This is a genomic window from Oerskovia paurometabola, from assembly GCF_016907365.1.
GTDB classification, from domain to species: domain Bacteria; phylum Actinomycetota; class Actinomycetes; order Actinomycetales; family Cellulomonadaceae; genus Oerskovia; species Oerskovia paurometabola.
This window is the reverse complement of the sequence record NZ_JAFBBV010000001.1, coordinates 1,069,113-1,084,132: the sequence shown is the minus strand read 5'-3', so window position 1 is coordinate 1,084,132 and position 15,020 is coordinate 1,069,113. Positions and strand designations below refer to the sequence as shown.

At 72.8% G+C, this 15,020-nt stretch carries 11 protein-coding genes; 8 read left to right on the top strand and 3 right to left on the bottom strand.

The features are described 5' to 3' along the window. The first annotated feature begins 57 nt into the window (after positions 1-57). A complete protein-coding gene (locus JOD48_RS04885) occupies positions 58-1,029 on the top strand; it encodes an iron-sulfur binding domain-containing protein (protein WP_204807830.1) in 972 nt (323 codons plus the stop codon). A gap of 42 nt (positions 1,030-1,071) precedes the next feature. Here JOD48_RS04885 and JOD48_RS04880 read toward each other — a convergent pair whose 3' ends face one another. Further along, entirely contained in the window at positions 1,072-1,599 is a 528-nt protein-coding gene (locus tag JOD48_RS04880; protein ID WP_191791690.1) for an amino-acid N-acetyltransferase, read from the bottom strand. Between the two features lie 37 nt (positions 1,600-1,636). Further along, positions 1,637-2,641, bottom strand: a complete 1,005-nt coding sequence (locus tag JOD48_RS04875; RefSeq protein WP_191791689.1) for a sugar-binding transcriptional regulator — start codon at positions 2,639-2,641, stop codon at positions 1,637-1,639. 252 nt (positions 2,642-2,893) lie between these two features. On the opposite strand from JOD48_RS04875, the gene JOD48_RS04870 reads away from it, so the two are divergent. The 5 genes from JOD48_RS04870 to JOD48_RS20080 all read left to right on the top strand — a co-directional run bounded on the left by JOD48_RS04870 (position 2,894) and on the right by JOD48_RS20080 (position 11,569). Then, positions 2,894-4,642 carry a glycerol-3-phosphate dehydrogenase/oxidase gene (locus tag JOD48_RS04870; protein ID WP_191791688.1) on the top strand — a complete coding sequence of 583 codons (1,749 nt, stop codon included), beginning with the start codon at positions 2,894-2,896 and terminating at the stop codon, positions 4,640-4,642. A gap of 218 nt (positions 4,643-4,860) precedes the next feature. After that, on the top strand, positions 4,861-5,622 hold the full coding sequence (locus tag JOD48_RS04865; RefSeq protein WP_191791687.1) for an MIP/aquaporin family protein: 762 nt from the start codon (positions 4,861-4,863) through the stop codon (positions 5,620-5,622). Positions 5,623-5,806: 184 nt separating this feature from the next. Beyond that, on the top strand, positions 5,807-7,324 hold the full coding sequence (glpK, locus tag JOD48_RS04860; RefSeq protein ID WP_204807827.1) for a glycerol kinase GlpK: 1,518 nt from the start codon (positions 5,807-5,809) through the stop codon (positions 7,322-7,324). 95 nt (positions 7,325-7,419) lie between these two features. After that, positions 7,420-8,718 carry an alpha/beta fold hydrolase gene (locus tag JOD48_RS04855; RefSeq protein WP_204807825.1) on the top strand — a complete coding sequence of 433 codons (1,299 nt, stop codon included), beginning with the start codon at positions 7,420-7,422 and terminating at the stop codon, positions 8,716-8,718. Between the two features lie 220 nt (positions 8,719-8,938). Next, positions 8,939-11,569 (top strand): helix-turn-helix transcriptional regulator, encoded by a 2,631-nt coding sequence (locus JOD48_RS20080; RefSeq protein WP_191791684.1) that lies wholly within the window; start codon positions 8,939-8,941, stop codon positions 11,567-11,569. 57 nt (positions 11,570-11,626) lie between these two features. On the opposite strand, the gene JOD48_RS04845 is transcribed toward JOD48_RS20080, so the two are convergent. Continuing rightward, the gene (locus JOD48_RS04845; RefSeq protein ID WP_191791683.1) at positions 11,627-12,226 is read right to left on the bottom strand and encodes a hypothetical protein; all 600 of its coding nucleotides are present in this window, start codon (positions 12,224-12,226) and stop codon (positions 11,627-11,629) included. Positions 12,227-12,612: 386 nt separating this feature from the next. On the opposite strand from JOD48_RS04845, the gene JOD48_RS04840 reads away from it, so the two are divergent. Both JOD48_RS04840 and JOD48_RS04835 read left to right on the top strand, forming a co-directional pair. Continuing rightward, complete coding sequence (locus tag JOD48_RS04840; protein WP_191791682.1) at positions 12,613-13,569, top strand: hypothetical protein; 957 nt, start codon at positions 12,613-12,615, stop codon at positions 13,567-13,569. A gap of 153 nt (positions 13,570-13,722) precedes the next feature. Further along, positions 13,723-14,994 carry a hypothetical protein gene (locus tag JOD48_RS04835; protein ID WP_191791681.1) on the top strand — a complete coding sequence of 424 codons (1,272 nt, stop codon included), beginning with the start codon at positions 13,723-13,725 and terminating at the stop codon, positions 14,992-14,994. Positions 14,995-15,020 lie beyond the last annotated feature (26 nt).

Here is a 15,020-nt window from a genome sequence, read left to right as displayed (position 1 = left end):
CGCGACGGTCATCGTGGTGACGACCGGATCGCGCGCGTCGGTGAGAATGGTCGGACAATGTCGCCCTCGTCGCCCTCCCCCGCCACGTCCGCTCCTGCGGCCGCCACCCGCTCGACCGGCCCCCGCACGCCCCTGACGACCCTCGCCGGCCCGGACCCGCACGCGGACCTGCGCGACGCCGTCGGGCGGTGGTTCGTGGCGAACGCCCGCGACCTGCCGTGGCGTCACGACGACTGCTCGCCCTGGGGCGTCCTGGTCAGCGAGGTCATGCTGCAGCAGACGCCCGTGGTGCGGGTCGAGCCCGCGTGGCGCGCCTGGATGGAGCGGTGGCCCGAGCCCGCGGACCTGGCCGCAGCCTCGACGGCCGACGTGCTGCGCGCCTGGGGGCGCCTCGGCTACCCACGCCGGGCGCTGCGCCTGCAGGACTGCGCGCGGGCGGTCGTCGAGCGTCACGCGGGCCGCGTCCCGCAGGACGCCGACGCGCTGCTCGCGCTGCCTGGCGTCGGGGAGTACACGGCCGCGGCCGTCTCGGCCTTCGCGCACGGGCGGCGGGCCGTCGTCGTCGACACGAACGTGCGACGGGTCCTGGCGCGCGCCGTGTCGGGGACGGCGCTTCCCGCACCGTCCTACACCGCGGCCGAGCGCCGGCTCGCGATGCAGGTCGCTCCCGCCGAGGACGCCGACGCCGCGCTGTGGGCCGCGGCCTCGATGGAGCTGGGCGCGCTGGTGTGCACGGCGCGCTCGCCGCGCTGCGAGGCGTGCCCGGTCGCGGACCGCTGCGCGTGGCGCGCCGCGGGCAGCCCGCCGGACGAGCACGGTGCCCGACGCCGGACCCAGGCCTGGGAGGGCACCGACCGGCAGGCGCGGGGCCGGGTCATGGCCGCGCTGCGCGGGGCGGACGGTCCGGTGCACCGCGAGGTGGTCGCGGGGCTGTGGCCCGACGCGACCCAGCTCGGGCGGTGCGTCGCGAGCCTGGTCGAGGACGGGCTGCTCGAACAGGACGGCGACGTCTACCGGCTGCCGGCCTGAGGCACTGCCCGCTCGGGCGTTCGGAGGGTGATCAGAGGGGGATCAGAGGGTGATCAGCATCCGGGTGTTGCCGAGGGTGTTGGGCTTGACCCGAGCGAGGTCGAGGAACTCGGCCACGCCGTCGTCGTGCGAGCGCAGGAGCTCGGCGTACACGTCGGGCGAGACGGGGGTGCCCTCGATCGCCTCGAACCCGTGCGCGCGGAAGAAGTCGACCTCGAACGTCAGGCAGAAGACCCGCTTCAGGCCCAGAGCCCTCGCGCGGTCGAGGAGCTCGACCACGAGGCGGTGGCCGACCCCGGTGCCGAGCCACGCGCGGTCCACCGCGAGCGTGCGGATCTCGGCCAGGTCGTCCCACATGACGTGCAGCGCGCCGCACCCGACGACCTCGGGCGCATCCGGTCCCCCGACGTCGGCGACCACGAACTCCTGGACCGCCTCGTAGTAGCCGACCATCTCCTTGGCCAGCAGGATGCGTTCCTCGGCGTACGGCTCGACGAGCGATCGGATCGCGCGCACGTCGGCCGGCAGGGCGGGGCGGAGCGTCAGGGTGGGCGTGGGGCTGCTCGTCACGCGGACAATCTACGCCTCCTCGACGCCGGGTGCGTACTCATGCACCGGACTGCATACCTTCGAGCCGTGTCCGTGCGACCGCGATCCTCCCCGTCTCCTGCTCGATCAGGTGCGAGGCGGTGATCTCGTCGACGACGAGGTGCGTCACGACCCCCGCGCGCAGCGCTGCCCGCAGCGGGGCGACCTTGTTGTCCCCCGCGACCGCGCAGATGCGCTGCGGGATGCGCTTGAGCTCGTCGGGCCCGGGACCGGTGGCCCGCTCGTTGAGCGCGATGTCCTTGTAGGTCCCGTCGGCGCGCAGGAAGACCGTGCACACGTCGCCGACCACGCCCTCGGCGTCCAGGACCGCGATGTCCTCGGCCTCCAGGTAGCCCGCCGAGTACACGTGGCTCGGCACGCCGCCCGAGACGGCCCCCACCGAGAACAGCGCGACGTCGGCGCGTCGCTGGACGTCGAGCACCCGCCGGACCGACCGCTCGCGCCACATCGCCCGCTTGGTCTCGGCGTAGTCGAAGAACGCGGGCACTGGGAAATGGTGCACGTGCGCGTCGAACGCCTCGCCGAACCCCGCGATGAGGTCGCCCGCGTAGTGCACCCCCGACGTACGGGTGTTGGCCGCCCCGTTGAGCTGCACGACGGCCGAGCCCCGCGTCGGCTTGCGGCTCAGGTGTCGCGAGACGGCCGCGAGCGTGGTGCCCCACGCGATCCCCAGGATCATGTCGGAGTCGAACCATGACCCGAGCAGGCGGGCGGTCGTGAGAGCCACCTGGTCGAGCCGGTCGACCTGCTGGGTCGAGTCCGGGACGGGGACGACGTAGGCGTCGATGCCGTAGGTGGCGGAGATGTGCGCCCCGAGCCCGGGGGCCCTGCTCTGGGTAGGCCGGAGCGTGATCTCCACCAGACCCGTCTCACGCGCTCTCTTGACCAGACGCGAGACGGTCGAGCGCGAGGTGCGCAGGTGCTTGGCGATGGCCTCCATCTTCATGTCCTGGAGGTAGTACATCGAGGCTGCCCGGAGGACGTCCTGCTCCCGATCGGCCATCTGCTGGTCTCCTGCCACTGGTACCGCCCCGGCTGCACGTTTGTGCACTGCGCTTGCGCGTTCGTTCCTGACATGTTGACGTTAATACGTGCAGCGCCGTTCCGACAGCGCTGTACTGCGGCACGGTGCCCTCCTGGGTCCCGCCACGCACCGCTAGCGCGGGACGCGGAGCCGTGGGAACGTCACAGGAGGGAGTCCTTCACGGGACCCCGCCGATGACGCACCAGATCGACGACGAGAGAAGGCCATCGGATGACTTCCAGCAGACTCACCGCAGAGTCTCGCCAGCGGGCGCTCAACGCGCTCGAGGCGAGCACGAGCGCGGACCAGGAGCTCGACGTCCTCGTGATCGGCGGCGGCGTGACCGGGGCGGGGATCGCCCTCGATGCCGTGACCCGCGGGCTCTCGACCGCGATCGTCGAGGGCCAGGACTGGGCGTCCGGCACGTCGAGCCGATCGAGCAAGCTGGTCCACGGAGGTCTGCGCTACCTCCAGATGCTCGACTTCCACCTCGTCCACGAGGCCCTGACCGAGCGCGACCTCCTCATCAAGGACCTCGCGCCGCACCTCGTGCGCCCGGTCCCCTTCCTCTACCCGCTCGAGCACCGTGTGTGGGAGCGGGCCTACGTCGGTGCCGGCATCGCGCTGTACGACACGCTCGCGAGCATGGCTCCCGGCAAGCGCGCCCTGCCCCTGCACCGCCACCTCTCGCGCAAGCAGATGGAGCGCAAGTTCCCCGACCTCGCGCACGACGCCGCGATCGGCGCCGTCCAGTACTGGGACGCCTCGGTCGACGACGCGCGCCTGGTCTCGACGCTCGTCCGCACCGCGACGTCCTACGGCGCGCACGCCGCGTCCCGCACCCAGGTGGTCGAGCTGACCAAGGGGTCGACCGGGGCGGTCAACGGCGCGATCCTCGAGGACCTCGAGACGGGCAAGCGCATCACGGTCCGTGCCCGCGCCGTCATCAACGCGACGGGCGTGTGGACCGAGGACACCGAGTCCCTCGCGGGCTCCGAGGGCGGACTGCGCGTCCTCGCCTCCAAGGGCGTGCACATCGTCGTCCCGCGCGAGCGCATCAAGGGCCAGGTCGGACTGATCCTGCAGACCGAGAAGTCGGTCCTGTTCATCATCCCGTGGTCCCGCTACTGGGTCATCGGCACGACCGACACCCCCTGGGAGCAGGACCTCACGCACCCGGTGGCGACGGCCGCCGACATCGACTACATCCTCGAGCACGCCAACGCGGTCCTCGCCCAGCCCCTGACACGCGACGACATCATCGGCACCTACGCGGGCCTGCGTCCGCTGCTCCAGCCCGGGACCAAGGAGGGCACGAGCTCGGCCAAGGTCTCGCGCGAGCACACCACGGCCTCCCCGACGCCCGGCCTCACGGTCATCGCGGGCGGCAAGCTCACGACCTACCGGGTCATGGCCAAGGACGCGGTCGACTTCGCGATCGGCCAGCGCTCCGCGGCACTGCCCTCGATCACGGACAAGATCCCGCTGGTCGGCGCCGTCGGTCTGGGTGCCGTCCGCCGCCAGGCCCGCCCGTGGGCCTCGAAGTTCGGCTGGACCCCGCAGATGGTGGACCACCTCCTGCACCGCTACGGCTCCAACCTGCGCGACATCGTCGCCCTGTGCGAGGCAGACCCCACGCTCGCACGGCCGCTCGAGCACGCGCCCGCCTACCTGCGGGCCGAGATCAGCTACGGCGTGACCCACGAGGGAGCCCTGCACCTCGAGGACCTGCTGCTGCACCGTACGCGGCTCAACTACGAGGTGCTCGACCGCGGGATCGGCGCCCTCCCGGAGATCGCCGACATCGCGGCACCGCTCCTCGGGTGGGACGACGAGCGCAAGGCCGCGGAGATCGCGTCCTACACCGCGCGCGCCGCCGCGGAGGAGGCGGCGGAGCAGGAGCCCGACGACGCCACGGCCGAGCGCACGCGCCTCGCCGCCGACGACGTCGCCCCGCTCAAGCCCCTCTCCGGAGCCTGACCACCGCGACCGACGCACCTGCCCCGGGAGCCGCGCCGGCTCCCCCGAGAACAACTTCATAGCCCGGCCCCGGCTCCGCCTCGACTCGCGCGAGGTGGAGCCGGACCGGCACCCCTCAACCTCACGGATGCGCGCAGTGCGACGCACGCCGGGGCCCCGCCGCACGGATGCGTCGGGGTGGTTGCGACAACGAAGTCCACCAAGAAAGAGAGAATCTGATGGACACACTCATCCTCAACGCCTTCTGGTCCGAGATACTCGGCACCGCGACCCTGATCCTGCTGGGTGCCGGCGTCGTAGCCAACGTGATCCTCCCCAAGACCAAGGGCTTCAACGGCGGCTGGCTCCTCATCAACTTCGGATGGGGCCTCGCCGTCTTCACCGGCGTCTACGTCGCGTACAAGTCAGGGGCGCACCTCAACCCCGCGGTCACCATCGGTCTCTTCACCGCGGACCGCCCGTTCTACTCGGTGACGGGCCCCGAAGGGATCCTCACCGCCACGATCGAGCCCACCGTGGGCAACATGTTCATCTACTTCGGTGCGCAGATGATCGGCGCGATCATCGGTGCCGTGCTCGCGTTCATCGCGTACAAGAAGCACTTCGACGAGGAGGCGCCCCCCGCCACCAAGCTCGCGGTCTTCTCGACGGGCCCCGAGCTCCGCTCGTACGGCTGGAACTTCATCACCGAGGTCATCGCGACGTTCGTGCTCGTGTTCTTCGTCGTCGCGTCCGGCAACACCCCCTCGGGGCTCGGCCCGCTCGCGGTCGCGCTGGTCGTGGTCGGTATCGGCGCCTCCCTCGGTGGTCCCACCGGGTACGCCATCAACCCTGCTCGTGACCTCGGTCCGCGCATCGCCCACGCCCTGCTGCCCATCAAGGGCAAGGGGTCGAGCGACTGGGCCTACTCGTGGGTCCCGGTCGCGGGCCCGCTCGTCGGCGGCGTGCTCGCCGGCCTCCTCGGCAAGGCCTGGGGCTGACCCCGGGCGCCTGCTCCTGACAGCCATCTGACACACACCGTGTGACCGGGACGGGGCGACCCGCCCCGGTCACACGACCACCCGCCGTCGGGCCTCTTCGCGGGCCCCGACGCCACCCTCGCACCCGGCCGCGCACCGCGCGGCACCCGCTCTCAAGCACACCGACGTGAAGGACTGACACACCATGGCCGACTACGTTCTCGCCATCGACCAGGGAACCACCAGCTCCCGGGCCATCGTCTTCAACCACTCCGGGGAGATCGTCTCCTCCGGCCAGCTCGAGCACGAGCAGATCTTCCCGCGGGCCGGCTGGGTCGAGCACAACCCCGAGCAGATCTGGAACAACGTCCGCGAGGCCGTCGGCCTGGCCCTGACCCGCGCCAACGTCACGTACACCGACATCGCCGCGGTCGGCATCACCAACCAGCGCGAGACCGCGGTCGTGTGGAACCGCAAGACGGGCAAGCCCGTCTACAACGCGATCGTCTGGCAGGACACCCGCACGCAGAAGATCGTCGACGAGCTCGGCGGCGACGCGGGACCCGAGAAGTACAAGGCGATCGTGGGCCTGCCGCTCGCGACCTACTTCTCCGGCCCCAAGGTCAAGTGGATCCTCGACAACGTCGAGGGCGCCCGCGCGGCGGCCGACGCCGGCGACCTCGTGTTCGGCAACACCGACACCTGGGTCCTGTGGAACATGACGGGCGGCGTCGACGGCGGGGTGCACGTCACCGACGTGACGAACGCGTCGCGCACCATGCTCATGGACCTCGACACCCTGTCGTGGCGCGAGGACATCGCGGCCGACATGGGCATCCCGCTCTCGATGCTCCCCGAGATCAAGTCGTCCTCCGAGGTCTACGGGAACGGGCGCCCCGGCGGGCTCCTCCCCGGGGTCCCGATCGCGGGCATCCTGGGCGACCAGCAGGCCGCGACGTTCGGCCAGGCGTGCTTCGAGGTCGGCCAGGCCAAGAACACGTACGGCACGGGCAACTTCATGCTCCTCAACACGGGCACCGAGAAGGTGGCCTCGAAGAACGGCCTGCTGACCACGGTCTGCTACAAGATCGGCGACCAGCCGGCCCGCTACGCGCTCGAGGGCTCGATCGCCGTCACGGGCTCGCTCATCCAGTGGCTGCGCGACAACCTGGGCATGTTCTCCGACGCGCCCGACGTCGAGTGGCTCGCCCGCAAGGTCGACGACAACGGTGGCGCGTACTTCGTGCCCGCGTTCTCGGGCCTGTTCGCACCGCACTGGCGCTCCGACGCCCGTGGCGCCCTCGTGGGCCTCACGCGCTACGTCAACAAGAACCACATCGCGCGCGCCGCGCTCGAGGCCGTCGCGTTCCAGACCCGTGAGGTCCTGGACGCCATGAACGCGGACTCGGGCGTCGACCTCACCGAGCTGCGCGTCGACGGCGGCATGGTCCAGAACGAGCTGCTCATGCAGTTCCAGGCGGACCAGCTCGGCGTGGACGTCGTGCGGCCCAAGGTCGCGGAGACGACGGCGCTCGGCGCCGCGTACGCCGCGGGCATCGCGGTCGGGTTCTGGCAGGGCGAGCAGGACGTCATCGCCAACTGGGCCGAGGACAAGCGCTGGACCCCGTCGATGGACGAGGACGAGCGCGAGCGCCTCTACCGCAACTGGAAGAAGGCCGTGAGCAAGACCCTCGACTGGGTCGACGAGGACGTCGAGAAGTAGCCCTTCTCGCCTCCACCGCCTGTCAGGACCAGCGTGACCTCGAGGTCACGCTGGTCCTGACATGTCCAGGGGCATTCGTGGCTAGGCTCGTCACCATGACCTCCGTGAGCTACACCCTCCCCGGGATGCACGTGACCGACCACGAGGTCGAGGTCCCCCTCGACTGGTTCGACGAGCGGGACCCGCGCCGGATCACGATCTTCGCGCGTGAGCTCGTCGACCCGGTCCGGCGGCGCGAGGACCTGCCGTTGCTCGTCTTCCTCCAGGGCGGCCCGGGCGGCAAGGGCCCGCGGCCGACCGGCCCCGAGGGATGGGTCGGGACCATGCTCGCGACGCACCGGGTGATCCTGCTCGACCAGCGCGGCACGGGCCGCAGCTCGGCCGTGCGCGGGCGCGCGCTCGCGGGGCTCGGCGACGCCGCCGCGCAGGCCGAGCACCTCACGCACTTCCGCGCGGACTCGATCGTGGCGGACGCCGAGCACCTGCGGCGCACCCTGTTCGGCGGTCGCCGCTGGGAGTCCCTCGGCCAGAGCTACGGCGGGTTCCTCACGCTCACGTACCTCTCGCGCGCCCCCGAGGGCCTCGCGGCCTGCTACGTCACGGGCGGCCTCGCGGGCCTCGAGGCCGACGCGACCGAGGTCTACCGCCGCACGTACCCGCGCACCGCGGCCAAGAACGCCCGTTTCGCGGCACGCTACCCCGACGACGTCGCGCTCCTGGGGCGTGTCGCGGACAGGATCGCGGTGGGTGACGTCACGCTGCCCGACGGTGACACGCTGTCGGTGCGTCGGCTCCAGACGCTCGGCATGGACTTCGGCATGAAGCCGGGCTTCGAGCGCGTGCACTGGCTGCTCGACGAGGCGTTCCACCACGGTGACGACGACCTGAGCGACACGTTCCTCAGCGAGGTCCGGGACCTCACGTCCTACCGGACGAACCCGCTGTACGCGGTGCTGCACGAGTCGATCTACGCCTCGGGTCGCGGGGCGACCGGCTGGGCCGCCGAGCGCGTACGTGCCGAGCACCCGCAGTTCGCCCCCGACGCCCGCCCGCTGCTCTTCACGGGCGAGATGATCTACCCCTGGATGTTCGAGGAGATCGCGGGCCTGCGGGACTTCCGCGGCGCGGCCGAGGAGCTGGCGCGGCGCGAGGACTGGACCGCGCTGTACGACCTCGACGCGCTCGCGGCCAACGAGGTCCCGGTCGCGGCCGCGGTCTACTACGACGACATGTTCGTCGACGCCCACCTGTCGCTCGACACGGCCTCCCGGGTGGGCAACGTGCAGGCGCTCGTCACGAACGAGTTCGAGCACGACGGGCTCCGGACGGGTGACGTGCTGGAGCGGCTGCTCCCCCTCGTGGACCAGCAGGGAGGGCCGCTCCCCCGCGGCTGACCCCACGCGGGCGTGATTGCCGGCCGCCCCTCCGATGCGGCCGCGCGCACCGAGCTCCGGGGTGTGTCGCGGACCGCCTACCCCGCGAAAACGCTCACCGTCACATAAAGTGGCACTCCGGAGAGCGGCGCGGTGCCGGCTCCAGTGCCAGAGGCGACGCAGCCGACGGCAGGCTGCCCAGGCACCTCACCAGGAGAGGGCGGGAGGCAGGATGCCGGTAGTGAGCACGACCCCCGGCAGACTGCACGGCGCTCCGCGACCACCCCACCTCGAGCTCGTGCGTGAACGGCTCGTCGACCGGCTCGACGCCGATGCGGCCCTGCGCGTGGTCCGTGGCCCGTCCGGCGGTGGGAAGACGTCCCTCCTCGCCGAGTGGGCGCGACGACGGGGGGCGGACGGGGTCTGGATCTCGACGAGCCCCGGCGCGACCCGGACCGAGCTCTGGCGCACCGTCGCCCGTCGGGCCACCCAGGCCGGCCTGCTGCGCTCGGAGACCACGACCGGTCTCGACGAGCTGACGACCGCGGCGCTGACGGCACGGCTCGCCGAGGCGTTCCTCACGGTCCCGGGCGAGGTGCTCGTCGTCGTCGACGACTACCAGAACGTCCGGGACGCCGAGGTCCACCAGGACGTCCTCGGGCTGCTGCGCACCTGCCCGAACCTGTCGTTCGCGCTCGCGACGACCACGAGCTCGATGCTCGAGGCGCCCGTCGTCGGCCTCGAGCTGACCCGCACCGTGATCACGGCCGACCAGCTCCCGCTCACGCTCGACGAGACCGCGCGGATGCTGCGTCAGGTCGGCGCGGACCTCGACCCGGCGCAGACGCACGTGAGCACGGGCGGGCAGCCCCTCTACCTGCGGGTCGCGATGCTCGCCGCCGAGCTCGCCGGCTCGCACGGCACCCCCGCCCATGTCCAGGTCGCGGCCGAGCTGCTCCGGGCGGCCGTCGACAAGCAGCTCCAGGGCCCCACCCGGCACCGGCTCGAGCTGTTCCTCGCGCGCTGCGTCGTCCCGGAGATCCTGACCGGAGACCTCGCGGTGGCGCTCACCCTCGATCCCGACGCGCCCGAGCTGCTGTCCGACCTCGAGGCGCGGGGACTCGGCACGTGGGAACGGCGCCCCACGGGTCTCGTCTTCGTCCTCTTCCCCGTCGTGCGGTCCCTCCTCCTGGAGACGTGCCGGCTCGAGGACCCCGAGGCGTCCCGCGTGGTCGAGGCGGCGACGGCCCGGTGGTACCTCCAGCACGGGTACCCGGTCGAAGCCGTCCGGCACGCGGTGACGGCCGGCGACCTCGCGATCGCCTCGGCCGCGGTGTCCCGCTACTGGACCCAGGTCTTCGAGGAGCGCACGATCGCGCACCTCGACGTCCTGCGCGCCGTCCCGGTCGCCGAGCTGCGCCCCTGGCCCCTGCTCGCGGGAGCGCTCGCACGGCACTACGACGCGATCCCCGGCGGGCGGGACGAGGCGATCGAGCTCTACCACGCAGCGCTCGCCGGGCTGCGTTCGGCGCCACGCCCCGCGGCACCGGGCGACCGCGTCGTGCTCGAGGTCCTCGAGAGCCTCGCGCTGCGGTCGACCGGCTCGGCCGAGCGCGCCCTGTATCCGGCGCGCCGCGCGGGGCGCATGCTGGGCGAGCTCCGGGTCACCGAACGACGCTCCATGGCGCGCGAACTGCCGCGGCTGCGCGCCGAGATCGCACGGTCGATGCTCCGTGGCGGCGCGGTGAGCGAGGCGCTCTCGATGCTGGAGGACCTCGGCGACCCGTTGGGGGACCCGCCCGGCGAGCCCCTGGCGCTGCACGGTCTGACGCTGCGTGCGCTCGCCCACGCCGTGCACGGCAACATGCCCGAGGCACGCCGCGACCTCGCCGTCGTCGAGGAGTCCTCGCACGAGGAGAACACCCCGCGGCGCAGCAAGGACGTCTACCACCTGGCGCACGCGCTCGTACGCATCGAGCGGTTCGACGCACGGGGTGCGCAGGCCCACCTGGACGCCGTGCGTCCCTACCTCTCGACGCTCGAGTCGCGACCGCAGTTCGCGCTGGCCCAGGCCTCGGTCGACCTCCTGACGTTCGAGCCGGCGCTCGGCGCGGAGCGGCTGCGCCGGTACATCGAGTCGGAGCGGGGCAGGCAGCGGATCTCCGCGCGGGACAGCGACCAGCTCGGCTACGCCGGCGGCCTGCTCGACCTCGCCCGTGGTCGGCTGGGCGCGGTGCACGCGACGCTCCGGGGCGCTTCCCCGTCGTCCGAGAACGCCCCGCTCCTGCGCGCCCACCTCGCGCTGCTCACCGAGTCCTGGCAGGTCGCGCGGGACGTCCTGGTCGAGCACACCCCGCCGGTCGACGCGTCGCCGCGCCTGAGGGTCGCGCACTCGCTGCTCCTCGCGGCCGCCCTCGTCAACGGCACCGACGAGTCCCACGCGTGCGACGCGCTCGGAAAGTTCGCGGCCGTCGCCGACGACCGCCAGCTGCTCTTCGCCCTCACGCTCCCGCCCCGGCGGGAGCTCGTCGCGCTCGTCGACCTGGCCGCGCGCAGCAAGGACAGGACGGCGCAGCGGGTGCTCGCCGCCGCAGGTCCGGTCCCCGAGAGGTTCGCCGCGATGGTGGGCTTCCCGCAGGCGCTGACGGACCGCGAGATCGTCGTGCTCGACAGCCTGCGCCGGCACGCCACGGCGGCCGAGATCTCGCTGAGCCTGACCGTCTCGGTCAACACCGTCAAGAGCCAGCTCCGGTCGGTCTACCGCAAGCTGGGGGTGCGCCGACGGGAGGACGCGCTCGCGAAGGGGATCGAGCTCGGGCTCATCGTGGCCGACCACGTCGACCCCGCGTCGGCGCGCGACGACCGGTGGTGACGCCGCACGACCGCGGGAGTCCCGACCGACCGTGACGACGCCGTCACACCGGGCGTGTCAGACGAGGTCGTCGACGATCCTGGCCGCAGCCCTCGTCCGCTCGTGCGACTCGCCGTCGTCGATCTGCCGCCCCGCCGCGACGAGAGCCGCGCGGCGGAGCCAGGAGAAGACGACCAGGACGGGGTACGTGTCCTCGCCGACGTAGACGCGGCGGCGCCAGGACGCCCAGGCGACCACACGGGCCAGCACAGGGACCGGGTCGTCGAGCTCGCTGGCCCGGTGCGCGACGTTCTCCCAGCCGTGCTCGGCGTCGCTCATGAGCTGTGCGCCGTCTCGGCCCAGCGGACGCGCGAGCGCTGCGAGTCCGATGTCCTCGCGGATCTCGGTGGCCTCGGTCGGGACGAGGTCCAGCCCGTCGCGGTACGTCCCGAACGCCGCGGGGTCGACGTGACGCCAGGGGTCGGCGTCCGGGAGCGAGTCGAGCAGGTCGGTGAGGGCCCCCGCGAGGAGGGTCACCGCGCGCAACCGCTGCTCGCGGGCCTGGGCTCTCATCGCCTCGAGGTCGGCGACACGGTCGTACGGATCGATCAGCGGTTCGACGAGCCCGACGGCCCACGCCGCCCAGGTCGTGTCGTCCCACGGGGCCGGGGTCGTCATCGCCGGCTCGCCCCGGCACGTCGTCGACGACCGCCTGCAGGGAGGCAGGTCCGACCCGGCGAGCACGCGCCGCGCGGGTGTGCGCCCGAGGAGTGCCTCGTCGTCGAGGACGGTGCGCAGGTCCTGCCGCCCATGCTCCACCTCCTGCTCGTCTGCGTGTCCGCGCCCAGGTCGGCGAGCGATCGCCGACGCGGAAGTGTATCCATCACCGGCACCGGCACAGAAGGGGCGGACGACACGAATCGCCGTCCGCGCGGGTGAATTCTCGACCCCGGGCCGCGGCAAGTCCCAGCATGGCACCACCTATAGCACCAGCGAGGGTGAACTCCGGTGTGAAAACCGTGTTCAGACGTGAAAGTAGTGCGAAGCGGCCGCATGCTGAGGGCATGAACGTGCGGCCCCCATCCGGCACGTGCCCGGACCGGGCGCGTGCAGCGCGCTCCCTGCGTGCCGCAGAGGAGCCGCTCCTCGACGACGACCACGACGCGCCCTCCGACGCCATGCGCTCCGAGGTGGCGCGCATCGTGCAGCTCGGCGACGACACCCGCTACGGCGCGGAGGTCTCCAGCTTCATCGCCGGCCACCGCGACCACTGGCGACGCATCGCCGCGAGGCTGTGCCGGACCAACTCGGTGCCGGTGACCCAGCACCTCGAGGACGTCGAGGCGATCGTCACGGAGACCGTCTGGGAGATGCTCGAGCGGTCGCGGCAGGACCCGACGTACCTGTCCACCATGCGCTCGTTCCTGGCGATCGTCGTCTACACCGCGCGCCCCAAGGTCCGCTCGTTCGTGGACCACGCGACGGCGCCCGCGTCGGGCATGGTCTCGGCCCAGCGGCGCCGGCGCGAGCTGGCCCGCACCCGCGCCGAGCTCGCCGCGCTGCGCGGCACCGTCCCGACGGTGCAGGAGGCGGTGCAGGCAGCCAACGACAGGCTCGGCGCACACCGCTCCGACGTCGTGCGTCAGGGGATGGTCGTCACCGAGGCCGACGAGCTCGTCCTGTCCGGCACGCTCTCCTTCGACGAGACCCTCGACTCCCCCCGGCTCGTCCAGGACGACCACGACTGCGTGCTGCACCCGGTCGAGGCGCCCACCCTGGTGCGCTCGGTGGTCGACGCCGCTCAGGCCGAGAACCCGACACGGGGCAAGGTCGCCGCCCTGTGGATGGCCGAGGCGTACGGCAGCGGACCGCTCCCGGGCCAGGACACCGTCGTGTGGATCTCCCGGACCCTCGGCCTGCCCCGTCGGAGCACCGCAGCCCACATCGACCGGGTCCGCGAGCTGGCTGCCGCCCGCCTGCACGCGATGGGCATCGGTACCGACCTCCTGGAGTCGGCGTGAGCGCGGCCGCCCTCCCGTCTCCTGCGGCTCTGCGCACGGGCACGTCCACCGACGGCACGAGGGCCTCGCGCCGGCGGGTGCCCGCACCACCGCACGATCGCCGTGACCACGGCCGTACCGACCTGCGTGCCCGTGGGCAGGAGAGAACGCTGCATGTCTGACGCACTTCCTGCGCGTCAACCCCTCGGGGTCGACGCACTTTCCGCCCTCGCCGCCCTGCCCGCACACGCCCGCGAGCACGCCCTCGCCGAGTTCCTGGCCTCCCGTGCGGGTGAGCTCGCCCGCGAAGCACGCCGCGTCGTGCGGACGTACCGGGTCGCTCCCGCCGACCGTGCGGCAGCGCACGACGCGGTGACTACCGCCCAGCAGGCGCTGATGCGCGACGTCGCCACGGGGCGCCGTAGCGTCGACGCCCGGAGCTGGGCCCCCACCGTGCGCGCCGAGTCGGCACGAGCGGTCCGCCGCTCGGCCGCCCAGGGCGCCTACGCCGTCGTTCCCTACCGGCAACGCCTCGCGGCGCAGCGCGCGACCCTGCTCGCGGTGCGTGAGACCGCCGCGGAGGGGGTCCCACCCGCTGCGGACCCACGGCCGGCCGCCGTCGCCCTCGCCTCGGCCGGGGTGCCGTCGGCAGTCCCCCCGACCTCTTCCCTCGTGGGTGGGACCGCTGCAGCGCATGTCGTGAAGGTACCGGTCGAGCACGTGACCCGCAGGCCCACCGGGCCCGCCGGCACTCCCCGGCACGCCCGCCGACAGGCCCGAGCCGTCCTGGGCAACGGCCTGTCCCCCCGCAAGTCCCTGCGGTGGAGTGCGGCGGCGCTGCTGTCCACCGTCACGATCGTGGTCGGCGCAGCGGTCGCTCCCGCCGAGGAGCGACCCGACGACGGGACGGGCGCATCGAACGTGACGTTCGTCGACCGGCTCACGATGCCCATCGTCGGCCTGTGGGACAACCTCGTCGGCAACGGCAAGGACAACGGCAAGGGCACCGTCGTACCGGTACCCGTCGAGTCCCCCACCCCGTCCCCTCCTGCGGTGCAGCCGACACCGGCTCCGACGGCCACGCAGGTCCCCGTCGCGCCGGCCGTGCCGGCGGTTCCAGCCGCACCCGCCGCGCCCGTCCCCGGCGGCGGGCCGGGTCGCTCGCAGGCCCCCCAGGACGGTGGTCGGCACGGCAACGGTGGCGGCTGGCGCGACCACGACGACCTCGGGCGCGGAGAGTGGCACGAGCGCGACGACGAGGACGACGACCGGGACGACGACGAACGGCGCGGCGACCGGCACGGACGCGACGATCAGCGAGGCCAGGGTCGGGGCGACCGGGACGGTGACCGCGGCGCCGGTCACCGCGACGACCGGTCGCGAGGCCGGGGTCGGAACGTCGGCGAGCGCAGGCACGGCCGGTCGAGCTCGGTCCCGCGCGTCTAGCGCGCGCGGACGACCCGGCACGGCGG

Coding starts and splice junctions, on each gene's coding strand:
- JOD48_RS04875 (WP_191791689.1), bottom strand. CDS start 2,641: ATGGCCGATCGGGAGCAGGACGTCCTCCGGGCAGCCTCGATGTACTAC.
- JOD48_RS04885 (WP_204807830.1), top strand. CDS start 58: ATGTCGCCCTCGTCGCCCTCCCCCGCCACGTCCGCTCCTGCGGCCGCC.
- JOD48_RS04855 (WP_204807825.1), top strand. CDS start 7,420: ATGACCTCCGTGAGCTACACCCTCCCCGGGATGCACGTGACCGACCAC.
- JOD48_RS04845 (WP_191791683.1), bottom strand. CDS start 12,226: ATGACGACCCCGGCCCCGTGGGACGACACGACCTGGGCGGCGTGGGCC.
- glpK (WP_204807827.1), top strand. CDS start 5,807: ATGGCCGACTACGTTCTCGCCATCGACCAGGGAACCACCAGCTCCCGG.
- JOD48_RS04840 (WP_191791682.1), top strand. CDS start 12,613: ATGAACGTGCGGCCCCCATCCGGCACGTGCCCGGACCGGGCGCGTGCA.
- JOD48_RS04865 (WP_191791687.1), top strand. CDS start 4,861: ATGGACACACTCATCCTCAACGCCTTCTGGTCCGAGATACTCGGCACC.
- JOD48_RS04835 (WP_191791681.1), top strand. CDS start 13,723: ATGTCTGACGCACTTCCTGCGCGTCAACCCCTCGGGGTCGACGCACTT.
- JOD48_RS04870 (WP_191791688.1), top strand. CDS start 2,894: ATGACTTCCAGCAGACTCACCGCAGAGTCTCGCCAGCGGGCGCTCAAC.